The following is a 24733-nucleotide window of genomic DNA, read 5'->3' as shown; positions in this document are numbered from 1 at the left end:
GCCCCTGCCGCGTAGAACGCGGGCCAAGTCAGAGCATGGAGCCGCGTGATGCTGGATCTCACCTACGAATCCCCGAAACCCAAGGTCATCGCCGGGGCGAAACACGACTGGGAACTCGTCATCGGGATGGAGGTGCACGCACAGGTCGCCTCCAACGCCAAGCTGTTTTCCGGCGCCTCTACCCGCTTTGGCGCCGAGCCCAATTCCAACGTCGCCTTTGTCGATGCGGCGATGCCTGGCATGCTGCCGGTGATCAACGAATTCTGCGTCGAACAGGCGGTGCGCACCGGGCTGGGCCTCAAGGCGCAGATCAACCTCTGGTCGGCCTTTGACCGCAAGAACTATTTCTACCCCGACCTGCCGCAGGGCTACCAGATCAGCCAGCTTTACCATCCGCTGGTGGGTGAGGGCGAAATTCTCGTCGACATGGAGCCGGGCATCGCGCGGCTGGTGCGGATCGAACGTATCCATATGGAGCAGGACGCAGGCAAATCCATCCACGACATGGACCCGGCGATGTCCTTTGTCGATCTGAACCGCACCGGCGTCTGCCTGATGGAGATCGTCAGCCGCCCCGACATTCGCGGCCCAGAAGAGGCCGCCGCCTATGTCACCAAGCTGCGCCAGATCCTGCGTTACCTGGGCACCTGCGACGGCAACATGCAGAACGGCAACCTGCGCGCCGACGTCAACGTGTCGATCTGCCGTCCCGGCCAATATGAGAAATACATGGAAACGCAGGATTTCGCGCATCTGGGCACGCGCTGCGAGATCAAGAACATGAACTCCATGCGCTTTATCCAGATGGCGATTGACTACGAGGCGCGCCGCCAGATCGCGATTGTCGAAGCGGGCGGCGAGGTGGTGCAGGAAACCCGTCTCTACGACCCCGACAAGAACGAAACCCGCTCCATGCGCTCCAAGGAAGAGGCGCATGATTACCGCTATTTCCCCGATCCCGACCTGCTGCCGCTGGAAATCGAGCAGGAATGGGTCGATGAGATCGCGGCCAACCTGCCCGAACTGCCCGATGCCAAGAAGGCGCGCTTTGTGCTGGAATTCGGACTGTCGGAATATGACGCCAGCGTCCTGACCGCCGATCTCGCCAATGCCGGGTATTTCGAGCAGGTCGCGGCGGGTGCAGGCGACGGCAAGCTGGCGGCGAACTGGGTGATCAATGAACTCTTTGGACGGTTAAAGAAGGAAGACCACTCCATCGAGGACAGCCCGGTTAGCCCGGCGCAACTGGCCGCCATCGTGCGGCTGATCAAGTCCGACGCCATTTCCGGCAAGATCGCCAAGGACCTCTTCGAGATCGTCTATACCGAGAGCGGTGACCCCGAAGAGATCGTCGAGGCGCGCGGTATGAAACAGGTCACCGACACCGGCGCGATCGAGCAGGCCGTCGACGAGATCATCGCCGCCAACCCCGCGCAGGTCGAAAAGGCACAAGCCAACCCGAAACTCGCAGGCTGGTTCGTGGGGCAGGTGATGAAGGCCACCGGCGGCAAGGCCAACCCCAAGGCAGTGAACGAGATCGTGACGGCGAAGCTGGGGCTGTAACGGCCTCCGCCCGATCTTCGCCATTTGAAAGCGCCCTGAACTTGCCTAATCTCTCCGGACCCGCGAGGGAGAATCAGGGAGGGTTCGATGGGCTGGATGAAGGACGAGACCGGGCTGGAGCATTGCGCCGCGAATTTCGTGGCGCTGACACCGCTGTCGCATCTGCGGCGCGCGGCGCATCTCTTTCCGGAGCGCGAGGCGCTGGTCTATCACGGCTTTCGCAAGACCTATGCCGAGTATCACGCGCGGGTCTCACGGCTCGCGTCGGCGCTGGCGGGTCTCGGGATCGAGCCGGGCGATGTGGTGGCCACTCTCCTGCCCAATATCCCAGCCCATTGCGAGGCGCATTTCGGCGTGCCTGCGGCGGGGGCAGTGCTCAACGCGATCAACACCCGGCTCGAGGCCGACACCATCGCCTATATCCTCGACCACGGCGAGGCGCGGCTGGTGCTCTGCGATCCGCAATTCCTGCCGACACTCATGCAGGCCACCGAGCTGATGGAGCGCCCCGCCCCCGGCATCATCGAGGTGGCCGACGATCAGGCGGGCGTGCATGGCCACGGCCATTACATGGAATACGAGGAGTTGCTGGCGACCGGCAACCCCGATTTCGAGTGGATCATGCCGCAGGACGAATGGGAGAGCCTCGCGCTCAACTATACCTCAGGCACCACCGGGCGGCCCAAGGGCGTGGTTTACCATCATCGCGGCGCGTATCTGATGACCATGGGCACCGTCGTGAGTTGGGACATGCGGCGCTATCCGCGTTACCTGACCATCGTGCCGCTCTTTCATTGCAACAACTGGAACCATGTCTGGATGATGCCGATGCTGGGCGGCACCACCGTGTGCTGCCGCGACATCACCGCCAAGGCGATCTATGACGCCATCGCCGATGAGGGTGTCACCCATTTCGGGGCCGCGCCCATCGTGCTCAACACCATCGTCAACGCCAAGGGCGAGGACCGGCGTGCGTTCGATCATATCGTCGATGTCTTTACCGCCGGGGCCCCGCCCCCCGCCGCGACGCTCGCCGCGATCGAACCTTTGGGTTTTCAGGTGACGCAGGTCTACGGGCTGACAGAGACCTATGGCCATGTCACCGAATGCCTTTGGCAGGAGGGTTGGAACGCTCTGGATGACGAGGCGCGTTATGCGATCAAGGCCCGCACCGGCATCCTGATGCCAATGATGGAGGACATCACCGCGATGGACCCCGAGACCATGGCCCAGACACCGATGGACGGGCAGGCACAGGGCGAGATCATGATCCGGGGCAATTCGGTGATGAAGGGGTACCTCAAGAACCCCAAGGCGACGCAAGAGGCATTCGCAGGCGGCTATTTCCATTCTGGCGACATCGCCGTGCAGCATCCCGACGGCTATCTGCAGATCGCCGACCGGGCCAAGGACATCATCATCTCGGGCGGCGAGAACATATCCTCGGTCGAGGTCGAGGGCGTGCTTATGCGGCACCCGGCGGTGCTGCTCTGTGCCGTGGTGGCGCGACCGGATGAGAAATGGGGCGAAGTGCCCTGCGCCTTTGTCGAGTTGAAGGATGGGGCCTCGGCAGACGAACCTGACCTCATTGCCTTTGCCCGCGAGCGTCTGGCCGGGTTCAAGACACCGAAATCGGTGGTCTTTCAAGAGCTGCCCAAGACCTCGACCGGCAAGATCCAGAAATTCGAACTGCGCCAGATCGCGCGGGGGCTGTGACTTAGGACAGGCGTCAGGCGTCGGTCAGGATGCTGCTGACCTTGAGCGCGCGCTGCACGTTGCCCTCGACCTTCAGCTTGCCAGACATGTAGGCCATGACCGGGTTCTGCGCGCCTGACAGGATGTTGCGGAACACCTCGTCACTGGCCGAAAGCACCACATCCGCCGCTTCGTCGCCCGGCGCGGCGCCGTCTTCGGTCAGCATGACGCTGCCCTGCCCCTCGATGCGCAGCTTGGCCACCCCCTTGATGCGACCGCGCGCCTTGGGGGTGAGGGTGGTGATATAATCGTCGATGATCGTGGTCATGCCGGGCTCCTTTGTGCCCGGATCATCGCCGTCGCGCGGCCCGGTTCAAGCGAAACCTCGCGTCACATCGCAGGCACGGCAAGAATACGACCACGCGGAATGTCGCAATCAGGCGCGCCGCGCACGCGGTACATGGCACTCTTGACCCGAGGGCAGGAGGACCGCCACCGATGAACACCCAATACCGCGACACCCGCAAGATCGACCCGACGCGCGGGGCCATGTTGGGCGACAACACCCCCAACGATGCCGACCGGATCGAGATCGGCCCGACGCAGCTGGCCTTTGCCGAATGGGCGGCGGCGGGGCTTGACCTGCCCGACCTGCAGGAGATGCGCCGCTATCGCTGGGCGCGGCTGACGCAGCACATCGTGGATCGCGACTATGCGGGGCTTCTGATGTTCGACCCGCTCAACATTCGCTACGCCACCGACAGCACCAACATGCAGCTTTGGAACGCGCACAACCCGTTCCGCGCGGTACTCTTGTGCGCAGATGGCCATATGGTGATGTGGGATTACAAGAACGCGCCGTTCCTGTCGTCGTTCAACCCGCTGGTGCGCGAGGTGCGATCGGGCGCGGATCTGTTTTATTTCGACCGCGGGGACAAGGTGGACGTGGCCGCCGATGTCTTTGCGAATGACGTGCGCGCGATCCTTGCCGAGCATGCGCCGGGCAACCACCGTCTTGCTGTGGACAAGCCGATGCTGCATGGCTTGCGCGCGCTCGAGGCGCAGGGGTTCAGCGTGATGGAGGGTGAAGAGGTCACCGAGAAGGCCCGAAGCGTCAAGGGACCGGACGAGATCCGCGCCATGCGCTGCGCGAGCCATGCCTGCGAGGCGGCGGTCGCGGAGATGGAGGTGTTCGCGCGGGCCAATGTGCCGCTCGGTCAGACCAGCGAGGATGACATCTGGGCGGTCCTGCATGCCGAGAACATCCGGCGCGGCGGCGAATGGATCGAGACGCGGCTCTTGGCCTCGGGCCCGCGCACCAACCCGTGGTTTCAGGAATGCGGCCCGCGCATCGCTCAGAACAACGAGATCATAAGTTTCGATACCGACCTCATCGGCTCTTACGGTATTTGCGTCGATATCTCGCGCAGCTGGTGGATCGGCGACGCGCGACCCCGCCCCGACATGATCCACGCCATGCGCCACGCGGTCGAACATATCCAGACCAACATGGAGATGCTCAAACCCGGCGTGATGATCCCAGAGTTGAGCGCCAACACCCATGTTCTGGAAGACCGCTATCAGGCGCAGAAATACGGCTGCCTGATGCACGGCGTCGGGCTCTGCGATGAATGGCCGCTCGTAGCCTATCCCGACAAGGCGGTGCCCGGTGCCTTCGACTATCCGCTTGAGGCGGGCATGGTGCTTTGCGTCGAGGCGCTGGTGGGCGAGGTGGGGGGCGATTTCTCGATCAAGCTGGAGGATCAGGTTCTCATCACCGAGGACGGGTACGAGAACCTGACGCGCTATCCGTTCGACGCGGCGCTGATGGGCGACTGACCCCGGTCAGCGCGAGCGGCGCACATTGCCGTGCCAATCCTCTTGGACAGGGGCCGCCGCGTCCGTGTCTTGGGGTTCCGGTGCCGGGCTCGAGGCGAGGATCGCCACAAGCAGCGCCAGAAGGCCAAGTCCGATGGCGAAACGCGGAACGCGGCGCGAGCGGCCGACGGGGGTGAGGCTGAAATCATGGGGCATTGTGCTGTCCTTTCCTTGCATGGTGCAAGACTGTAGGTGGGCACGCAGATTATATAATTAAAACGAATGTTTTTCATGAAAAGCATCACGTTTTGTGATAATATAGCCCGATCCTGTCAACTCACCGCCTGAAGCGGGGCCGCGCCCTCCGGTCCGGGGTGATGGCAACAGACGCGGTCGCGACCCGAGTTCTTGGCCCGATACAGGGCGCCATCGGCCTGCTGGATCGCGTGATCCATGTCGCCGCCGGGCGTCCACGCAGCGACCCCGAAACTGGCGGTCAGCGACAGGCTGCGCTCTCCGACGTAGATCGGGCTTGCGCGCACCCGGTCGGCAAGGCGGTCTGCGATTGCGCGCCCCTGATCCGCCCCCGTCCCACGCAGCACGATGACGAATTCCTCGCCGCCGAACCGCGCCACCAGATCGCCGCCCCGGCAATTGCCGGCCAGAAGCGTCGCGAATTGCCGCAACGCCTGATCCCCCGCGAAATGGCCATGGCAATCATTGAACCCCTTGAAATGGTCGATATCCGCGACGATCACGACACAAGGCTGGTCCTCCAGCGCGCGCGCAGCCTCGTAAAAACTGGCCCGCGTGCGCACCCCGGTCAGCAGATCATGGTGCAGTGCATGTTCCAGTCGCGCGCTGAGATCATGCACGGCCCTCAGGTGCCGTGCGATGATCCAGCCAATCGGCGCGGCGATCATCACCGCCATTGCGGCACCGGGCACCAGCGTCGGCATCGCCAATTCGGGCGGCAGCATCAGCGAGCGCAACACACCGCTGGCCGCCAGCACGATCAGTGACACGACCAGCGTGAACCGGATTTCATCCTGCCGCGTTCGCACCTCCCAAGGCATGGGCACCCCTCTCCATTCGACCCCGGTCAAGGATGCCCCGCAATCGTTAACGACGCGTGGCGGAGCGCCGCCATAATCCGCAGGATTTGAGGCAATTGCGACGGGGCCTCACCTTCGCGTGACGCGTCCCACCGGGGGTGGCGATACCGGGGTCGCCTCCCTACTCTAAGGACAATGCGACTTGCAAAAGGACATGCCATGCCCACCGAACGCCTCACCTTCACCGGACATTCCGGCGACGATCTCGTCGCGCGGCTCGACCTGCCCAAGGGGCCGCATCTGGCGACCGCACTTTTCGCGCATTGCTTTACCTGCTCCAAGGACATTCCCGCCGCCCGGCGTATCGCGGCTCGGCTGGCAGGCGCGGGCATCGCGGTGCTGCGCTTCGATTTCACCGGGCTGGGCCATTCGGGGGGTGAGTTCGAGAACACCTCGTTCACGTCGAACATTCAGGATCTCGACCTAGCCGCCAAGGCGCTTTCCGCGCGCGACATGGCACCAAGCCTGCTGATCGGTCATAGCCTCGGTGGGGCCGCGGTTCTGGCAGCGGTGGGCAAGATCGACAGCGCGCGCGCCGTCGTGACCATCGGCGCGCCCTTCGATCCCAGCCATGTTACGCATAACTTCGAAGGCGCGCTGGAGCAGATCGAGGCGGATGGCGTGGCCGAGGTGACGCTGGGCGGGCGTCCCATCAGGATCGGCAAAGCCTTTATCGAGGACGTGCGCGCCGAAAACCTCGCCGAGCGGATCGCCCATCTGAATCGCGCGCTATTGGTCATGCACGCGCCGCGCGACGCCACCGTGGGCGTCGAGAACGCCGCCGAGATTTTCAAGGCAGCCAAGCACCCCAAGAGCTTTGTCACGCTCGACGATGCCGATCACCTGATCACCGATTCCGACGATGCCGAATATGCCGCACAGGTGATCGCCGCCTGGGCCACTCGCTATCTCGACCTCACCCCACCTGCCCCGCCGCCCGGTGCGCCCGAGGGCGTGGTGCGCGTCTCGGAGGCCGATGCAGACGGCTTCTTGCAGGATGTGAATGCCGGGCCCGGCCATCACGTTCTGGCGGACGAGCCCTCGGCCTATGGCGGCACCGATCGCGGCATGTCGCCCTACGGCTTTCTCGCAGCAGGGCTTGGGGCCTGCACCTCGATGACCATCCGCATGTATGCCCGCCGCAAGGGCTGGCCGCTGGATCATGTCAGCGTCGATGTCTGCCATGACAAGGTGCACGCGCAGGATGCCGACAGCCGCAGCGACGCCAAGGCCGACAAGTTCACCCGCGTGGTGCGGCTGGAGGGCGATCTGAGCGATGAACAGCGCGACAAGCTGATGGAGATCGCCGACAAATGCCCGGTGCACCGCACGCTGGAGCGGTCCTCGATCGTCGAGACCCGCGCTGCTCGTCCTGATTAATTCCTGCGCAGGACCATGGGGCAGCGGCATGCATTCTCCGGGCAACACGCCCGCTCTGCGCCGCAAAAGGCTGACGCAGCGTCAAACCGTGCTATCCTCCTTGAGACAATAAGGAGGACTGCCGATGATCCGACTGCTTCTTGTCATGTTGGTGCTTGGCCTGCCCGCCACGGCGCAGGACCGTCGCCCAAGCCATTGCATCGCGCTGGCCGATGCCACGCCCGGGCTGGACTACCTGCACAAGGCCGGGTTTCGCGACCCCCTGCCAGAGTTCACCGCGCGCATCCGCTACATCGCGCATGCCTCGTTTCTCATTCAGGCGGGGGGATTCAACGCGGTGACGGATTTCACCGGTTTTGTCGGCAATGTCGATTTCATCCCCGATATCGTCACCATGAACCACGCCCATTCCACCCATTGGACGGCCAATCCTGACCCGGCGATCCCGCATGTTTTGCCCGGCTGGGGTGACTTCGGGCAAGGCATCGACCATCACCTGGATCTGGGCGGCATGCTGGTGCGCAACGTCCCGACCGATATCCGCTCGGGCGGCGGGGTGGAGCCCAAGGGCAACTCGATCTTCGTCTTCGAGGCCGAGGGCCTGTGCATCGCGCATCTCGGCCACCTGCATCACGAACCCTCGGACGATCAATATGCCGCGCTGGGGCGGATGGATGTGGTGATGGCCCCGGTCGATGGCGGCTTTACCATGAACATTGAGAACATGATGAACGTGCTGCGCCGGGTGCGCGCCAGCGTGGTGATCCCGATGCACTGGTTTACCGACAGCACGCTGGAGCGGTTTCTGGCGGGGATGGAGGGGGACTTCGCGATCCTGCGCCCCGGGGTGAGCGAGATCGAGGTCTCGCTGCGCAGCCTGCCGGACCGGCCCACCATCATCGTGCTGCGCCCGGCCTATCTGCGAGAGGGAGAGTAAGGCGCGGCGCGCGCCGCCGCGCCATCATCGGCCGTCCCACGCAACCGCCGGAACTGCGCCTACATCGTTTCCAGGCAATGCCGCCGGAACGCACGTTTCAACAGGTCCAGCTCTTCGCGCAACAGCGCCATTTCCGCGCGGATATCATAGCTCAGCACATCCCCCGCCAGCAGCGCAAAGCTGTCGAGAACCGCACCGGTCGCACGATCACGGATCACGAATGTCTGAACCCCATCAGCGACCTTTTCGGGCGGGACCGGCACGCGCACCACCCAATCGCCCGCATCCGGGCGGGCGATCACCTCAACGCCTGCAATCGGGTCCTGATGATGCGTCACCTCGATCTCCGGCGTGGTCCCGGCCATGGGCTCACCCGAGAGCACGCCTTCCCAAACCCCCTCGAAAAGCCGGGTCTTGGTCAGTGTCAGGTCGGACATGATCGCTCCTTTCCTAGAGGTCGGCGCGCGGGCGGCGGCTGAAGGTGACGTCACGCAGCACGACCTGGCTCATTTGCGGGTTCTCGAAGATCAGGTCGATCCAGGCGCGTTCCACCCGCTTTTCATTGAGGTTGGAATAGGCCAGATCGAACTCGACCATGATCTCTTCCTCGTTGAGCGGCAATTCGCGGACGATCTGTTCGGTGTTGGGCCCGTGCTTGATATTCAGTCGGGCAAAGATCTCGAGCGGCTTTTCCAGTTCCACGATGGTGTCCATACGGATCAGGTGTCGCCGCGTGAGCCCATCCACCGCCTGTTGCGGAAAATCCAGCACCAGCGACAGGAACGAGCCGTCAAAGGCGAACACATCCATACGCAGGCCATACGGGGCCAGATCGGCCTCACGGCTGTTGCGCAGCTGGCGCAGTGACAATTCCGAATGGGCGCAATCGTGAAACAGCGTCACCTCGCGTCCCAGCATGGATTTCGATTGCACCGACGCCATGCCGGGCACCGGCAGCGGTTCACGCCAGACCTCGGGACGCCAGGCCCAATCGGTGCCGTGCGGGCGCGGAAAGGCATTCGAGCCGATCATCGGCAACGCAAGACGGTTGTCGGCGACCGAGATCACCTCGTTGAGGGAATACATCAGCTTGCGTGCCTGCGCCCGTGCCCGACGCAGGGCACTGATATTCATCATCGAGGCGTTACGCGCAGCACCCCGCCATTTTCGCAGGTTGCGCTGGTGCATCACGACATCGAGAATTTTCATGCAGAACGCACCTTTGCCAAGCCTCTCAGGCGGGACGGCCCCATGTTATATAGTCACCGCCTTTGAATAACATTAATTCGAAACAGGAAACAATCCGCGGAATAATCCGCCTGTCCCGCCCTGTATGTCGATCTCCGTCACATCGCGGCTGACACTGTCCGGTGCCGGGCTGGCGGCGCGCAGGGTTTCCGCGAGATCGCGCAGCAAATCGCGCCCACCCGTTCCCGCGATGGCCCCGTCCCTGGGGCCGTAGGCGGCAAGCCCCACCAGATGACCGTTGATCACCATGCTTGCCCGCCAATAGGACGGATCACCGCCGGGCAGTACCGTGTCGCCCCCCTGCGAGATGTGCACGAGGGCGATACCGTCACCGTCTTCGGTGTCGCGCACGGACGCGCGGCCCAGCGCCTCTGCCATCGCCTGCGACGACGGCTGCTCAGCACTCGGTGCATGCGGCAGCACCGCGACGGTCAGCACTGCCGGCTCCACCGAGATGCCCGGCTGGTCGGTCAGGCTTTCGCAACTGGCCAGAAGGGCGAACCGCCCGGCGGGACCACGCTTGACGCTGCTGCGGTCGATGCAATAGCCGCGCGGTCCGGTCACGATGACCTTACCATCGTAAAAGGCCACAGCGCGCAACGCATTGTCCGGCCCGGCCTCGCCCGCCACGTCGAGACAGGCGGCAAGCGGCAGGCAGACCAGCAACAGCCCGGCGCGCACCGTCATCCTGAGCCGGGCCACAGCCGTCTCAGAGATCCATGTAGACATGCCGCTCGGCCTTGCCGCCCGGATGGGTGACCGCGCCCTTGTAGGTCTCGCCCACAAGCTGCGCGAATTTCCAGATCGCGCCGGAGGCATAGATCGTCTCGCGCGGGCCCGCCCATGCGCCCTTGCGCTTGGTCAGTTCCTCATCCGAGAGATCCACCGACAACTCGCCCTTGATCGCGTCGATGGTGATGACGTCGCCGGTTTCGATCAGGGCAATCGGCCCGCCATGCGCCGCCTCGGGGCCGACATGGCCCACGCAGAACCCGCGCGTCGCACCCGAGAACCGGCCATCGGTGATCAGCGCCACCTTCTTGCCCATGCCCTGCCCCGAAAGCGCGGCGGTCGTGGACAGCATCTCGCGCATGCCGGGGCCGCCTGCGGGGCCCTCGTTGCGGATGACGATCACCTCGCCTTCCTCGTATTCGCGCGACTTGACCGCCTCGAACGCATCCTCCTCGCAGTCGAATACGCGGGCCGGGCCGGTAAAGACCTGATGTTCGGGGGCAATGCCCGCCACCTTCACGATCGCCCCCTGCGGCGCGAGATTGCCCTTGAGGCCAACCACGCCGCCGGTCTTGGTGATCGGGGCGTCAATCGGATAGATGACCTTGCCATCCGCCTCGCGCTCGATCAGGTCCAACTCCTCGCCAATGCTGCGTCCGGTCGCGGTCATGCAATCCTCGTGAATGAGGCCTGCCTTGCGCAATTCCTTCATCACCACGGGGATACCGCCCGCGTCGTAGAGATCCTTGGCGACATAGGCCCCGCCCGGCTTGAGATCGACGAAATAAGGCGTGTCGCGGAAAATCTCGCAGACATCCTCGAGGAAGAAATCGATCCCCGCCTCATGCGCAATCGCGGGCAGATGCAGCCCGGCATTGGTGCTGCCACCGGTGCAGGCCACCACGCGGGCGGCGTTCTGCAAGCTCTTGAGCGTCACCACGTCGCGGGCGCGGATGTTTTTCTCCAGCAAATCCATCACCGCGCGCCCCGAGGCCTCGGCATATTGGTCGCGGCTCTCGTAAGGCGCGGGCATGCCCGACGAATTCATCAGCGCAAGACCGATCGCCTCGGAGACACAGGCCATGGTATTGGCGGTGAACTGCCCGCCACAGGCCCCGGCAGAGGGACAGGCCACGCGCTCCAGCGCATCTAGCGCCTTGTCGGACATGGTGCCGTTCTGGTTCCAGCCCACGGCTTCGAACATGTCCTGCACCGTCAGGTCACGGGTGCGGAATTCCTCGGGAATCTCGTCGATCTGCGGTGCTTTGCCCGGCAGGATCGAGCCGCCATAAATAAACACAGACGGCACGTTCAGCCGCACCATCGCCATCATCATCCCCGGCAGCGACTTGTCGCAACCCGCAAGCCCCACCAGCGCGTCATAGCAATGGCCGCGCATCGTCAGCTCCACCGTGTCGGCAATCGCCTCGCGCGAGGCCAGAGAGGACCGCATGCCCTCATGCCCCATGGCGATGCCATCGGTGACGGTGATGGTGGTGAACTCGCGCGGGGTGCCGTGGGCCTCCTTGACGCCACCCTTCACGGCCTGTGCCTGACGGCTCAGCGCGATATTGCAGGGCGCGGCCTCGTTCCAGCAGGTCGCCACACCGACGAGCGGCTGATGAATCTCCGCCTCGGTCATTCCCATGGCATAGTAATAGGACCGATGCGGCGCACGCGACGGGCCTTCGGTCACGTAACGGCTGGGCAGTGTGGCTTTGTCGAACTTGGTCATGAAGGGCCTCCCGGAATTAGCTGGCAATCGGTCTAGGCCAGAGCCGCGGGCGGGGCAAGCCGGATTGCAACGCATGGCGCGCCGGGATAGCGTCGCGCACATGCGATACGACGCCCATAAACGGCTTGTTGCCCCCGCCCGCGCCTCTGCCGCCCTGCCGCGTCTTGTGGGGGGGATCGCGCTTCTGGTGCCGCTCTTTCTGGCGCTGAGTTTCGGCTACGCGTCCCTGCTGCCGGTGATCTTCGGCCCGGAGACATGGGCGCGCATGTCACCCGGGATCAGCGCCGCCACCACCCCGGCGGGCGTGCTGATCAACCTGCTGACCTTCGCCTTTCTGATCGTGGCGCTCGATGTGACCTTGCGGGTCGTCCACCGGCGGGGCCTCGCGACGCTGATCGGCCCGATGCCGCTGGCGGTGCGGCAATTCGGGCGGGCGCTTGCGGCGATGCTGCTGCTCTATGCGGTTGTCATGCTGATCCCGATGCCCGAACCGGTCGCCCCCCTCCCCAATCTCGATGCGGGCACATGGATGCTCTTTCTGCTGCCCGCGCTCTTCGCCCTCTTCTGTCAGGTCTTCGCCGAGGAACTGATTTTCCGCGGCTACCTGCAAAGCCAGCTTGCGGCACGCTTTTCATCGCCGCTCATCTGGCTGGTGCTGCCCTCTGCGGCCTTCGCATTGCTGCATTTCGACGCGATGAGCTATGGCGGCACCGCCTGGATCGTTGTGCTCTGGGCCGGGGCCTTTGGCGTTGCGGCGGCGGATCTGACGGCGCGGTTCGGCACGCTGGGACCTGCAACGGCGCTGCACTTCATCAACAATTTCAGCGCCATCCTGATCGCCGCCCCCGAGGGACAGTTCGACGGCATGGCGCTTTATGCCTATCCCTTCGCGATGGATGACACGGCGATGATCCTGACCATGATGCCGGTCGATCTGATGGTGCTATTCTGCGGCTGGCTGGCCATTCGTCTTGCCCTGCGCGGCTGATTGCATTTCCCGTGCGCCCCGCTTATGTGGTGGCGCAACGTCAAGGCAGAGGCCCGCCCGATGAACTGGATCACCAACTACGTGCGTCCGCGGATCAATTCGATCTTCTCGCGCCGCGAAATCCCGGAAAACCTCTGGTCCAAATGCGACGAGTGCGGGACCATGCTGTTTCACCGCGAACTCTCGGGCAATCTGAACGTCTGCACCAATTGCGGCCACCACATGGGGATCACCCCGCGCGCCCGCTTTGCCGCGCTCTTCGATGGTGGGCTCTTCACCGAGGTCGAGGTGCCGCTGCCGACCCCCGATCCCCTGCACTTCCGCGATCAGAAAAAATATCCCGACCGGCTGCGCACCGCGCAAAAGGAAACCGGCGAGAAAGAGGCGATGCTGGTCGCCACCGGCGAAATGGGGCGCACACCGATTGTGGCCGCAGCGCAGGATTTCAGCTTCATGGCCGGGTCCATGGGCATGTATGTCGGCAACGCGATCATCGCCGCCGCCGAGACGGCTGTGCGGCTCAAGCGCCCGCTGGTCCTGTTCTCCGCCGCAGGCGGCGCGCGCATGCAGGAGGGCATTCTGTCGCTCATGCAGATGCCGCGCACCACCGTGGCGGTGCAGATGCTGAAAGAGGCGGGGCTGCCTTACATCGTGGTGCTGACCCATCCCACCACCGGCGGGGTCACCGCGTCTTACGCGATGCTGGGCGATGTGCAGATCGCCGAGCCGGGCGCGCTGATCTGCTTTGCCGGGCCGCGCGTGATCGAGCAGACAATCCGCGAGAAACTGCCCGAGGGTTTTCAGCGGGCCGAATACCTGCTGGAGCATGGCATGCTCGACCGGGTGACGCCACGCACGCAGATGCGCGATGAGCTGATCACCATCACCCGCATGCTGATGGATATGCCCCCCGCCGTGAAGGGCGATCTGCCCGCGCCCGCGATGCCCGATCCGGTCGTGGCCGAGGCCCCCACCAAGGACGACCCCGAGACATGAGCGCGCCCACATCGGACCTCATCCTCGAGAGGATGATGGCGCTGCACCCCAAGATCATCGACCTCACGCTCGACCGGGTCTGGCGTCTGCTCGACGCCCTGGGCAATCCGCAGAACGACCTGCCCCAGGTGATCCATATCGCGGGCACCAACGGCAAGGGCAGCACCCTCGCGATGATCCGCGCCGGGCTGGAGGCTGTGGGCAAGACCTGCCACGCCTATACCTCGCCGCATCTGGCCCGCTTTCACGAGCGGATCCGGCTGGCTGGCGTGCTGATTTCCGAAGTCCACCTGACCGCCATTCTCGATGAATGCTACGCCGCCAATGGCGATGAGGCGATCACCTATTTTGAGATCACGACCTGTGCCGCCCTCCTCGCCATGGCGCGCACACCTGCGGATTACACCCTGCTCGAGGTGGGGCTTGGCGGGCGGCTCGATGCCACAAACGTAGTGGACCGCCCCGCGCTGACGGTGATCACCCCCGTCTCCATCGACCACGAGCAATATCTCGGCAACACGCTGGCCAAGATCGCGGGCGAGAAGGCCGGAATTCTCAAGCGCCGCGTGCCCTGCGTCATCGGCCCGCAGCATGATGATGCGCTGGCCGTGATCGAGGCGCGCGCCGCAGCACTCGGCGCGCCGCTTCTGGCGCATGGCCAGCACTGGCACGCCTATGAGGAACGCGGGCGGCTGATCTATCAGGACGAGACCGGGCTCTGCGATCTGCCGCTGCCGAACCTGCCCGGCGCGCATCAGATCGAGAACGCGGGCGCGGCGCTGGCCGCGCTGCGCCATCTGCACGCGGGCGATGCCGCCTATGAGGCGGCAGTGAGCCGCGCGCATTGGCCTGCGCGGATGCAGCGGCTCGTATCCGGCCCCTTGGTCGAGGCCGCACCTGACGCCGAAATCTGGCTCGATGGCGGGCACAATGCCGCCGCCGGGCAGGCGCTCGGGCGGCATCTCTCCGGGCTGCCCAACCGCTCCACCCATCTCATCTGCGGCATGCTCAACACCAAGGATATCGGCGGCTATCTCGGGCCCCTGGCTGCACAGGCGGACCGGCTGATCGCGCTCTCCATTCCCGGCGAGGCCAACACCCTGCCCGCCGAGGCCACCGCAGAGGCCGCGCGCGCGGTGGGGCTGCGCGCCGAGACCGGCGAGACTGCGCTACAGGCCGTTCAGCGCATCGCGGCACAGACCCCGCAGGCACGCATCCTGATTTGCGGCTCGCTCTATCTCGCGGGTGGCATCCTGCGCGAGAACGGCTGAGTCGCGCCCGGTTGATCCCGCTCGACACAACCGAAACCGCGCCCTCTTTCGTTCTGAAATCGAACGGTCATATGGAAATTTGTTCTGATTTCAGACCGATCAGCTCGAAATTGCAGAACGATCCTTTTCCAAGCCCCGGCCAAATCATAGTCTCCGGGGTGAACCGAAAGGGAGACGCACGATGACCGACAGCAGCATTCGCACCACAAAAGGGCGCGGCAGGCGCTTTGACAGCGTTCTGGACACCATCGGCGACACGCCGGTGATCCGTGTCAACAATCTTGGCCCCGACCACGTAGCGATCTACGTAAAGGCCGAGGCGTTCAACCCGGCGGCCTCGGTCAAGGACCGGCTGGCGGTGAATATCATAGAGGCCGCCGAGCGCGACGGCAGGCTCAAGCCCGGGCAGACGGTGGTCGAGGCGACCAGCGGCAATACCGGCATCGGCCTTGCCATGGTCTGCGCGCAGAAGGGCTATCCGCTGGTGGTGACCATGGCAGAAAGCTTCTCCATCGAGCGCCGTCGCCTGATGCGCATGCTGGGGGCCAAGGTGGTGCTGACGCCCAAGGCCGAGAAGGGCTTTGGCATGTACAAGAAGGCCGAGGAACTGGCCGAGGCGAATGGCTGGTTTCTCGCCCACCAGTTCGAGACCAGGGACAATGCCGATATTCACGCCGCCACCACGGCGCAGGAAATCCTCGGTGATTTCGAGGGCGAGGCGCTCGATTACGTGGTCACCGGCTATGGCACCGGCGGCACCGTGACCGGGCTGGGCCGGGTACTGCGCGAGGCGCGGCCCGAGACGAAAATCGTCCTGTCCGAGCCCGCCAATGCCGCCCTTCTGGGCAGCGGCCACGCACAGGAGCGCACCGACGAAGGGGCCCCCGCCGTAAGCCACCCGGCCTTTGAGCCGCACCCGATTCAGGGCTGGACCCCGGATTTCATCCCGTTGGTGCTGCAAGAGGCGGTGGACAAGGGCTATTACGACGACCTGATCCCCGTGACCGGCCCTGACGGCATCAAGGCCGCGCGCGATCTGGCCGCGAAAGAGGGGATTTTCACCGGCGTCTCGGGCGGTGCCACGTTTGCGGTCTCCTTGCAGATCGCCGAGAAAGCCGCCCCCGGATCGGTGATCCTGTGCATGTTGCCCGATACCGGCGAGCGCTACATGACCACGCCGCTGTTTGAGGGGATCGGAGAGGATATGAACAAGGAAGAACAGGCGATCTCGGCCTCGACCCCGGGCTACCGGCTGGGCTGACGGACCCTTGCACATTTGCACACAACTTTGTGCAAACGCGCCGCTTGTGCGCGCGCGTGCAGGGATTAGCTTGTTCGCCAGACAATCGTAGAGGATTCATCGCATGAGTGACGACAGTTATACTCCACCCGACGTCTGGAAATGGGAAGCGGCCTCTGGCGGGCAATTCGCCTCGATCAACCGGCCCATCGCAGGCCCCACCCATGACAAGGACCTGCCGGTCGGAGAGCATCCCTTCCAACTCTATTCGCTGGCCACGCCCAATGGCGTCAAGGCGACGGTGATGTTCGAAGAACTGCTCGCCGCCGGTCACGACGCGGAATATGACGCATGGATGATCAAGATCGGCGACGGCGATCAGTTCAGCAGCGGCTTTGTCGATATCAACCCCAATTCCAAGATCCCGGCGCTGGTCGACCACACCGGCGACGCACCGCTACGGGTGTTCGAGAGCGGCTCGATCCTGATGCATCTGGCGGAGAAATTCGGCGCGTTCCTGCCCCGCCAGGGCCCCGCGCGCACCGAGGTCATCAACTGGCTGATGTGGCAGATGGGCAGCGCGCCCTATCTCGGCGGCGGCTTTGGCCATTTCTACGCCTATGCGCCCGAAAAATGGCAATACCCGATCGACCGTTTCGCGATGGAGGCCAAGCGCCAGCTTGACGTGCTCGACCGGCAACTGGCCGAGCGGCCCTATATCGCGGGCGATGACTATACCATCGCCGATATCGCGGTCTGGCCGTGGTATGGGCAATTGTGTCTGAACCGGCTCTATAGCGCGGGCACTTTCCTCGATGTGCAGAGCTACAAGCATGTCACGGCCTGGGCCGAAAAGATCGACGCCCGCGCCGCTGTCCAACGCGGCCGCATGGTCAACCGCAGCTTCGGCGAGCCGCATATGCAACTGCACGAGCGGCACTCGGCCGAAGATTTCGAGACCCGCACACAGGACAAGATCGGCGAAGACGCCTAATCGCTTTCGCCGCGCGTCTGGATCGGGCATGAAGGGGCAAAGGAGCCTCTTCATGCCGACACGCGATACCCAACTCCTCGCCGTTCTGATCGACGCCGACAACGTGCCCGCGAAATACGCCGACGCCATCCTGCGCGAGGTCACCAGCTATGGCGAGCCGGGGCTGCGCCGGGTCTATGGCGACTGGTCGAGCCAGCAGCTTTCGGGCTGGACCCGCACGGCGCAGAATCTCGGCCTCGTCCAGCATCAGCAGACCGCCAATACCAAGGGCAAGAACGCCAGCGATATCGGGCTGGTGATCGACGCGATGGATATCCTGCACGCGGGCCATTTCGACGGCTTCGTGCTGGTCTCGTCGGACAGCGATTTCACCCGGCTGGCCAGCCGCATCCGCGAACAGGGGCTGACCGTGATCGGCATCGGTGAGGCCAAGGCACCCGACGCACTCAAGAACGCCTGCAACCGCTTCGTCGCCATCGAGAACATCTACGAGGATGCGAGCGACACCCCCCGCAGCGCCCCCAAACCCAAGCTCGACAGCCAGCATGTCGCCGACGCGCGGCGGCTGATTTTCGAGGCGATGGAGAAGATCGACAGCGATGACGAATGGTATCCGCTGGGGCGCATCGGCCAGCAGATCCAGGCCGACAAGCCCGATTTCGACACGCGCAGCTATGGCAAGAAAAAGCTGAGCGACCTGATCAAGGAATTGAAAGTCTTCGAGACCCAATCGGGGCCGGGCAATCAGCTTCTGGTGCGGCGGGTGGATTGAGCGGCGGGGAGTTTGGGCGTGAAGCGAACATACCGCACCGCCCGCGCGAAACGCACCGAAGGTGCCGCGCGATCGCCGGGCCGTACCGCGGCCTGGCGATTTGGAATGGCGCACAACGTGTTGAACTACGACTGACTTGGCTGGGATAAAGCGCGAGCATCGACTGTTGCATCGCCAGTCCCCGGCCCTGCGACCGCGCAGCACTGTCTGGCGGGGTGCTATGTCCGCTCAAGGCCCAAACCGAACCACCCTCACATCCCCAGTTCTGCCCGGATCGCCGCGCTATCCGCACCGCGTGTCGGCGGGTCCGCGACCTGAGACACCACCCCGTCAAAACGGGGCGCAGGCGCGGGCGCCAGAGTGTCGCCTTCCCCCTGCCAGGCCCCACGCGCCGCCATATGCGGGTCGGTCGCAGCGTCGTCGGGACGCAGCACCGGGGCGACGCAGGCATCGGACACGGCAAAGACCTCTGCCCAATGCGCAAGCGGGTGCTCGGCGATGAGCACCGCCAGCGCCTCGGTCTGCGCGGGCCATTGCGCAGGGTCGTGCTGCGCGGCAAAGCACGGATCATCGCCAAGCCCCATCACCCCCAGAAACGTGGCGTAGAACTGCGGCTCGAGGCATTGCACCGACAGCCAGCCGCCACAGGCGCAGGCGTAGACCCGGCTCCAATGCGGCCCGTCCAGCAGGCTCTGCCCCCGCGTCATCGACAGATTACCCGACGGCCCCATCGACATCAGCAACGCCATCATATGCGCCGATCCGTCGACGATCGCGGCATCCACCACCGTACCCCGCCCCGTGCGCGCTGCCTGCACCAGTCCCGCCAGCACCCCGGCCACGAGATAGAGCGCGCCACCCCCCACATCGCCCAGCATCGTCGGCGGTGTCAGCGGCGGCGTGCCCGGCGCGCCCGCATACCAGAGCGCACCAGAGGTGGCGATGTAATTGAGGTCATGCCCGGCCTGCCGGGCGCGCGGCCCCGTCTGCCCCCAGCCGGTCATGCGCCCATAGACGAGGCGCGGATTGGCGGCGCGCATCTCGTCGGGCCCCAGCCCCAGCCGCTCCATCACGCCGGGGCGCAGCCCCTCGATCAGCGCATCACTGCGGCCAACCAGCGCGCGCGCCACGGCAATATCACCGGGGTCTTTCAAATCGAGCACGATAGACCGCTTGCCCCGGTCGAGCAGGTTGCGATCCCCGGCCACCGGGTTGGCCGCGCCGGGGCGATGGATCACCACCACCTCGGCCCCCATCTCGGCCAGCATCATCGCGGCGAAGGGCGCAGGCCCCAGCCCCTCGAATTCCACCACGCGCAGCCCTGTCAGCATTCGGTCCCTCCCCGATCCTTGGCCGGCACTATGGCCGCACCCGCGCGCCATGCCAAGGATGTGACCGGTGCCGACTTTCTGCTCTCTTGGCTGGGCCGCAGGGCTGGGCTAGGCTTTGGCCGAGGAACAGGGAGGACCCAGCCAGATGAAGATGAGCGACACGCGTGATATCAAGGCCGACCGCGCCACCGTCTGGGCGGCGCTGCTCAGCCCCGAGGTGCTCAAGGAATGTGTGCCCGGTGCGCAGGAGGTAACCGGCACGCCCGAAGAGGGGTTCGAGGCGACGGTGACGCAAAAGGTCGGGCCGGTGAAGGCCACGTTCAAGGGCGGCGTGACCGTCTCGAACATGGTCGAACTCGAAAGCCTGACCCTGACCGGCGAGGGCAAGGGCGGGGCGGCTGGCTATGCCAAGGGATCGGCCGATGTGCGACTGGAAGAGATCGAGGACGGCACGCGGCTGAGCTATGACGTTGAGGCCAATGTCGGCGGCAAGCTGGCACAGCTTGGCAGCCGCATCGTGGATGGCTTTGCCAAGCGCATGGCGGATCAGTTCTTCACCCGGCTGGAAGAGGTGATCGAAGGCCCGTCCGAGGACGATCCGGAACCCGAGGCCGAGAAAAAAGGCTGGCTGAAGCGGCTGATCAGCTAGGCGGGCCGTTGGGCGCTGACATGGCTGATCCGGAGTGACCTGACGCCGCCATCGAGCGACCGGATTTTGAGCAAACTCCGCTCAAGAAAGTTTCAAACTTTCCTGGCCGCTGCCTCACTCGCCGTCCATCCGCGCCCCGCTCGTCGCATCGAACAGGTGCATATGCTCTGCCGCCACCGACAGGCGCAGCGCCTCGCCGCCATGGCCCACGCGGTGCACGCCCGAGAGGCTCGCGGTGAACGCCGACCCGTCCGGCAGCTTGCCATGCAAGAGCGTGTTGGCCCCCAAAGGCTCGGCCAGCATCACCTGCATGGTGATCGGGCCCTGAGCGTCGGGCACCAGATGTTCGGGGCGCAGCCCCAGCATGACGGGGCCCGAGACGCCCGTGGGGTTCGGCAGACCCATATCCCCCACATGCAGCGCGTCGTCACGCCCCTCGGCCCGCACCACGTTCATCGACGGGCTACCGATGAACTGCGCGGCGAATAGGCTCGCAGGGCGTTCATAGACATCGAGCGGCGTGCCGATCTGCTCGGCGCGGCCTTCGTTCATCACGATCATCCGGTCGGCCATGGTCATCGCCTCGACCTGATCATGCGTGACATAGAGCGCGGTGATCCCCAGCTTGGCCTGCAACTCGCGGATCTCCAGCCGCATTTGCACCCGCAGCTTGGCATCGAGATTCGACAGTGGTTCGTCAAAAAGAAAGACCGATGGTTCGCGCACGATGGCGCGGCCCATGGCGACGCGCTGTCGCTGCCCGCCCGAGAGCTGTTTCGGCTTGCGATCCAGCAGTTCGCTCAGTTGCAACAACTCCGCTGCGCCCTGCACCTTGGCCGCGATCTCCGCCTTGGGCAGCCCGGCGATCCGCAGGCCGTAGCCCATGTTCTGCGCCACGCTCATATGCGGGTAGAGCGCGTAGTTCTGGAACACCATGGCGATGTCGCGATCCATCGGCTCAAGATCGTTGGCGCGGGTCCCGCCGATGCGCAATTCGCCCTCGGAGATCGTCTCGAGCCCCGCCACCATGCGCAAGAGGGTGGACTTGCCACAACCCGACGGCCCGACGATGACGATAAACTCGCCATCCTCCACATCGACACTCACGCCCTTGATCACCTCGGTGGGGCCAAAGCGTTTCTTGATATCGTCCAGCTCTACGGTTGCCATGTCGCCTATTTCTCGCTGTCCACAAGGCCGCGAATAAAGAGTTTCTGCATCGAGATGACCACCACCACCGGCGGGATCATCGCAAGGATCGAGGTCGCCATGATCACCGGCCAGTCGGCCACATCGTCTCCGCTCGGGAACATCTGCTTGATGCCCATCACGATGGTGTTCATCGACGGATCGGTGGTGATCAGGAGCGGCCAGAGATACTGATTCCAGCCATAGATGAACAGGATCACGAAGAGCGCCGCAATGTTTGTCCGGCTCATCGGCAAGAGGATATCCCAAAAAAACCGCATCGGGCGCGCACCGTCCACGCGAGCGGCTTCGGCCAGTTCATCCGGGATGGTGAGAAAGAACTGACGGAAAAGGAAGGTCGCGGTGGCCGAGGCGATCAGCGGAAAGATCAGCCCCGAATAGCTGTTGAGCATGCCAAAACCCGCGATCACCTCATAGGTGGGCACAATGCGCACCTCGACCGGCAGCATCAGCGTCAGGAAGATCAGCCAGAAGAACAGGTTGCGCGCCGGAAAGCGGAAATAGACGATGGCGAAGGCCGACAGGAGCGAGATGATGATCTTGCCCACCGCGATCCCCACCGCCATGATCAATGAGTTGCCCAGCATCACCGCCACCGGCACGTTGACCCCCGAGACGAGCGCGGCGGTGTAGTTCTCGATGAACTGATCGCCCGGCCAGACCGGCATCGGCGGTTGTACGATCTCGGGTTGGCTGACGGTCGAGGCGACGAAGGCCAGCCAGATCGGGAAGAAGATCACCAGCACGCCCGCGATCATCACCAGATGGGTGAGCCACAGGCCAAACCCGCGCTTTTCGACCATGCCTGTAATCTCGGTTGCCATCAGTAATGCACCCGCTTCTCAATGTACTTGAATTGCAGCACGGTGAGCAGCCCCACGACCACGAGCAGAATCACCGATTGCGCAGCGCTCGATCCCAGGTCTTGACCGACGAACCCATCCGAGAACACCTTGTAGACGAGGATCGTGGTGGCCTGTTGCGGCCCTCCGCTTGTGATGGTGTGGATGACGCCGAAGGTCTCGAAGAAGGCATAGACGATGTTGACCACCAACAGGAAAAACGTGGTCGGCGACAAGAGCGGCAGCACGATGGTGAAGAACCGCCGCCAGAAGCGCGCGCCGTCGATCGCGGCGGCCTCGATGATCGAGCGGGGCACGGCCTGAAGCGCGGCGAAGAAGAAGAGGAAATTGTAGCTGATCCGTCCCCAGGCGGAGGCGACGACGACGAGGCCCATCGCCTCGCCTTCATTGAGCACATGGTTCCAGTCATAGCCCAACTGCCCCAGATACCACGCCACCACGCCGACCCGCGTGTTGAACATGAAGAGCCACAGCACGCCAGCGACGGCGGGGGCCACGGCATAGGGCCAGATCAGCAGCGTCCGGTAGACGCCCGCCGATTTCACCAGCCGGTCGGCCATCACCGCCAGAAACAGCGCCGGGATCATCGCCGCGAGCGTGACCAGCGTGGAAAAGATCGCAGTGGTGATGAACGATGCGCGATAGTACGGATCGCCGAGCAGATATTCGAAATTCTCCAGCCCGACGAATTGCGAAGACAGGCCGAACGGGTCGGGGATGAACAGCGATTGCCACACCGCCTGCCCCGCCGGATAGAAAAAGAACACCGCAGAGATGAACACCTGCGGCGCGATCAGGCAGAGCGGCAAAAGCCAGCCCTTGAAGGTGACGCGCTTTTCCATGCGGGGGTGAGGGGGCGGTTGCCCGCCCCCGTCAAACCTTTAGTTGCTGGCGCGCTCGAAGCGGCGCAGCAATTGATTGCCGCGCTCAACCGCGGAATCGAGCGCCGCCTGCGCGTCCTTGTCGCCGGACCACACCGCTTCAAGCTCTTCGTCGATGATGCCCCTGATCTGGTCGAAGGAGCCGAGCCGCAGGCCCTTGGAATTGGCGGTGGGGCTGTTGGTGGTCATCTGCTTGACGGCCACATCGGTGCCGGGGTTCTCGTCGTAGAACCCTTGCTCGCGGGTCAACTCGCCCGCCGCCGTGGTGATCGGCAGATAGCCGGTGTCCTGATGCCACTTGGCCTGAATCTCGGGCGACGACAGGAAGTTGAGGAACGCTCCCGCCGCCTCGTATTCTGCGGGCTCGTGCCCCTCCATCACCCACAGCGATGCACCGCCGATGATGGTATTCTGCGGCGCACCCTCGACGCCGTCCCAATAGGGCAGCGGGCGCACGTCGAACTCAAACTGCGCCTCGGATTTGATGCCCGCATAGCCCGCCGAGCTTTCGGTGAAGAGCGCGCATTCGCCGGCGCGGAAATTGGCCCCGCCCTCGTTGCGGCGACCGGCGTAGATGAACTTGCCCTCCGCGGCCCACTCGCCCATGGCGCTGATGTGCTGCACCTGCACAGACCCGTTGAAGGCCAGTTCAGTGTCGAGCCCGGCAAAACCGTTGCCTTTCGTGGCGAACGGCACGTCGTGATAGGCCGACAGGTTCTCGAGGTGAATCCAGCTCTGCCATGCTGTGGTGAGCGGGCAGTCATGCCCGGCCTCTGCCAGCTGATCCAGAACCGCATCGACATTCTGCCAGGTGCTCAGATCGGTATCGGGGTCGATGCCCGCACCTTCCAGCGCGTCGCGGTTGACCCACAGCACCGGGGTGGAGGAGTTGAACGGCAGCGACAGCATCTGCCCGTCGGTAGTGGTGTAATAGCCCTTCACCGCGCCGATATAGGCATCGGGGTCGAACTCATCCCCCGCCATCACCTCGTAGACCGGCCTGATCGCACCCTGCGCGCCCATCATCGTGGCGGTGCCCACTTCGAACACCATCAGGATATGCGGCTGCTCACCGGCGCGGAACGCGGCGATCCCGGCATTGAGCGTCTCGGAATAATTGCCCTTGTGGGTGGCGTTGACCGTATAGTCGCTCTGGCTCTCGTTGAACGTTTCGACCTGCTCGGCCACCAACTCGCCCAAGCGCCCCGTAAAGGCATGCCAGAACTGGATTTCGGTTCCGGCCAGTGCGGCCAGCGGTGTGAGCGTCGTGGTGGCGACGAGTGTCGCGCCAAGTGCAAGGCTGCGCATGATAATCT

General features: G+C 64.3%; 24 protein-coding genes. 12 read left to right on the top strand and 12 right to left on the bottom strand.

Translation table 11 applies throughout. The features are described 5' to 3' along the window. Positions 1-48: 48 nt before the first annotated feature. Together gatB and PVU19_RS02615 are read left to right on the top strand one after the other, a co-directional pair. On the top strand, positions 49-1563 hold the full coding sequence (gene gatB / locus PVU19_RS02620) for an Asp-tRNA(Asn)/Glu-tRNA(Gln) amidotransferase subunit GatB (protein ID WP_050663079.1): 1515 nt from the start codon (positions 49-51) through the stop codon (positions 1561-1563). Between the two features lie 87 nt (positions 1564-1650). Next, complete coding sequence (locus tag PVU19_RS02615; RefSeq protein WP_050663080.1) at positions 1651-3279, top strand: AMP-binding protein; 1629 nt, start codon at positions 1651-1653, stop codon at positions 3277-3279. Positions 3280-3292: 13 nt separating this feature from the next. Here PVU19_RS02615 and PVU19_RS02610 read toward each other — a convergent pair whose 3' ends face one another. Then, positions 3293-3586: an SCP2 sterol-binding domain-containing protein gene (locus PVU19_RS02610; RefSeq protein ID WP_050663081.1), complete on the bottom strand. Its 294-nt coding sequence runs from the start codon at positions 3584-3586 to the stop codon at positions 3293-3295. A 170-nt stretch (positions 3587-3756) separates the two neighbouring features. On the opposite strand from PVU19_RS02610, the gene dddP reads away from it, so the two are divergent. After that, on the top strand, positions 3757-5097 hold the full coding sequence (dddP, locus tag PVU19_RS02605) for a dimethylsulfonioproprionate lyase DddP (protein ID WP_050663082.1): 1341 nt from the start codon (positions 3757-3759) through the stop codon (positions 5095-5097). 6 nt (positions 5098-5103) lie between these two features. Here the strand turns inward: dddP and PVU19_RS02600 are convergent, their stop codons facing one another. Together PVU19_RS02600 and PVU19_RS02595 are read right to left on the bottom strand one after the other, a co-directional pair. Next, positions 5104-5292: a hypothetical protein gene (locus PVU19_RS02600; RefSeq protein ID WP_152911647.1), complete on the bottom strand. Its 189-nt coding sequence runs from the start codon at positions 5290-5292 to the stop codon at positions 5104-5106. Between the two features lie 116 nt (positions 5293-5408). Continuing rightward, positions 5409-6152 (bottom strand): GGDEF domain-containing protein, encoded by a 744-nt coding sequence (locus PVU19_RS02595; RefSeq protein ID WP_050663084.1) that lies wholly within the window; start codon positions 6150-6152, stop codon positions 5409-5411. Between the two features lie 198 nt (positions 6153-6350). Between PVU19_RS02595 and PVU19_RS02590 the strand changes: the two genes are divergently transcribed. Beyond that, the gene (locus PVU19_RS02590; RefSeq protein ID WP_050663085.1) at positions 6351-7571 is read left to right on the top strand and encodes a bifunctional alpha/beta hydrolase/OsmC family protein; all 1221 of its coding nucleotides are present in this window, start codon (positions 6351-6353) and stop codon (positions 7569-7571) included. 124 nt (positions 7572-7695) lie between these two features. Beyond that, on the top strand, positions 7696-8508 hold the full coding sequence (locus tag PVU19_RS02585) for an MBL fold metallo-hydrolase (protein ID WP_050663086.1): 813 nt from the start codon (positions 7696-7698) through the stop codon (positions 8506-8508). A gap of 59 nt (positions 8509-8567) precedes the next feature. On the opposite strand, the gene PVU19_RS02580 is transcribed toward PVU19_RS02585, so the two are convergent. The 4 genes from PVU19_RS02580 to ilvD form a co-directional block, all read right to left on the bottom strand. Continuing rightward, positions 8568-8945, bottom strand: coding sequence for a hypothetical protein (locus PVU19_RS02580; protein ID WP_050663087.1), 378 nt, complete (start codon positions 8943-8945; stop codon positions 8568-8570). A gap of 13 nt (positions 8946-8958) precedes the next feature. Then, positions 8959-9717 carry a DUF6478 family protein gene (locus tag PVU19_RS02575; RefSeq protein ID WP_050663088.1) on the bottom strand — a complete coding sequence of 253 codons (759 nt, stop codon included), beginning with the start codon at positions 9715-9717 and terminating at the stop codon, positions 8959-8961. Positions 9718-9789: 72 nt separating this feature from the next. Continuing rightward, on the bottom strand, positions 9790-10485 hold the full coding sequence (locus PVU19_RS02570) for a hypothetical protein (protein WP_200901861.1): 696 nt from the start codon (positions 10483-10485) through the stop codon (positions 9790-9792). Then, complete coding sequence (gene ilvD, locus PVU19_RS02565) at positions 10466-12223, bottom strand: dihydroxy-acid dehydratase (RefSeq protein ID WP_050663089.1); 1758 nt, start codon at positions 12221-12223, stop codon at positions 10466-10468. The genes PVU19_RS02570 and ilvD overlap by 20 nt, the downstream gene beginning before the upstream one ends. Before the next feature lie 100 nt (positions 12224-12323). On the opposite strand from ilvD, the gene PVU19_RS02560 reads away from it, so the two are divergent. The 6 genes from PVU19_RS02560 (at position 12324) to PVU19_RS02535 (ending at position 18484) form a co-directional block, all read left to right on the top strand. Continuing rightward, the gene (locus PVU19_RS02560; RefSeq protein WP_050663100.1) at positions 12324-13211 is read left to right on the top strand and encodes a CPBP family intramembrane glutamic endopeptidase; all 888 of its coding nucleotides are present in this window, start codon (positions 12324-12326) and stop codon (positions 13209-13211) included. Positions 13212-13271: 60 nt separating this feature from the next. Beyond that, positions 13272-14207, top strand: coding sequence for an acetyl-CoA carboxylase, carboxyltransferase subunit beta (accD, locus tag PVU19_RS02555; RefSeq protein WP_050663101.1), 936 nt, complete (start codon positions 13272-13274; stop codon positions 14205-14207). Next, positions 14204-15478, top strand: a complete 1275-nt coding sequence (locus tag PVU19_RS02550; protein WP_050663090.1) for a bifunctional folylpolyglutamate synthase/dihydrofolate synthase — start codon at positions 14204-14206, stop codon at positions 15476-15478. Before accD ends, PVU19_RS02550 begins: the two co-directional genes overlap by 4 nt. A gap of 181 nt (positions 15479-15659) precedes the next feature. After that, complete coding sequence (locus PVU19_RS02545; protein WP_050663091.1) at positions 15660-16739, top strand: PLP-dependent cysteine synthase family protein; 1080 nt, start codon at positions 15660-15662, stop codon at positions 16737-16739. Between the two features lie 103 nt (positions 16740-16842). Further along, positions 16843-17712 carry a glutathione-dependent disulfide-bond oxidoreductase gene (gene yghU / locus PVU19_RS02540; protein WP_050663092.1) on the top strand — a complete coding sequence of 290 codons (870 nt, stop codon included), beginning with the start codon at positions 16843-16845 and terminating at the stop codon, positions 17710-17712. Between the two features lie 52 nt (positions 17713-17764). Beyond that, entirely contained in the window at positions 17765-18484 is a 720-nt protein-coding gene (locus PVU19_RS02535; RefSeq protein ID WP_050663093.1) for an NYN domain-containing protein, read from the top strand. 251 nt (positions 18485-18735) lie between these two features. Here PVU19_RS02535 and PVU19_RS02530 read toward each other — a convergent pair whose 3' ends face one another. Next, positions 18736-19815 carry a CaiB/BaiF CoA transferase family protein gene (locus PVU19_RS02530; RefSeq protein WP_050663094.1) on the bottom strand — a complete coding sequence of 360 codons (1080 nt, stop codon included), beginning with the start codon at positions 19813-19815 and terminating at the stop codon, positions 18736-18738. A 145-nt stretch (positions 19816-19960) separates the two neighbouring features. On the opposite strand from PVU19_RS02530, the gene PVU19_RS02525 reads away from it, so the two are divergent. Next, positions 19961-20464: an SRPBCC family protein gene (locus PVU19_RS02525; protein WP_050663095.1), complete on the top strand. Its 504-nt coding sequence runs from the start codon at positions 19961-19963 to the stop codon at positions 20462-20464. 114 nt (positions 20465-20578) lie between these two features. On the opposite strand, the gene PVU19_RS02520 is transcribed toward PVU19_RS02525, so the two are convergent. The 4 genes from PVU19_RS02520 to ugpB are packed head-to-tail and all read right to left on the bottom strand — an operon-like array spanning position 20579 to position 24725. After that, positions 20579-21634, bottom strand: a complete 1056-nt coding sequence (locus tag PVU19_RS02520; RefSeq protein WP_050663096.1) for an ABC transporter ATP-binding protein — start codon at positions 21632-21634, stop codon at positions 20579-20581. Positions 21635-21639: 5 nt separating this feature from the next. Further along, positions 21640-22476, bottom strand: coding sequence for a sn-glycerol-3-phosphate ABC transporter permease UgpE (gene ugpE, locus PVU19_RS02515; protein WP_050663102.1), 837 nt, complete (start codon positions 22474-22476; stop codon positions 21640-21642). A gap of 20 nt (positions 22477-22496) precedes the next feature. Beyond that, positions 22497-23378 (bottom strand): sn-glycerol-3-phosphate ABC transporter permease UgpA, encoded by an 882-nt coding sequence (gene ugpA / locus PVU19_RS02510; RefSeq protein ID WP_050663097.1) that lies wholly within the window; start codon positions 23376-23378, stop codon positions 22497-22499. A 39-nt stretch (positions 23379-23417) separates the two neighbouring features. Beyond that, the gene (ugpB, locus tag PVU19_RS02505) at positions 23418-24725 is read right to left on the bottom strand and encodes a sn-glycerol-3-phosphate ABC transporter substrate-binding protein UgpB (protein ID WP_050663103.1); all 1308 of its coding nucleotides are present in this window, start codon (positions 24723-24725) and stop codon (positions 23418-23420) included. Positions 24726-24733: the final 8 nt, after the last annotated feature.

This window comes from Roseovarius tolerans (assembly GCF_028885395.1).
GTDB lineage: Bacteria > Pseudomonadota > Alphaproteobacteria > Rhodobacterales > Rhodobacteraceae > Roseovarius > Roseovarius tolerans.
Note: the sequence above shows the minus strand (reverse complement) of the source record. Positions and strands in the feature narration are given on the sequence as shown.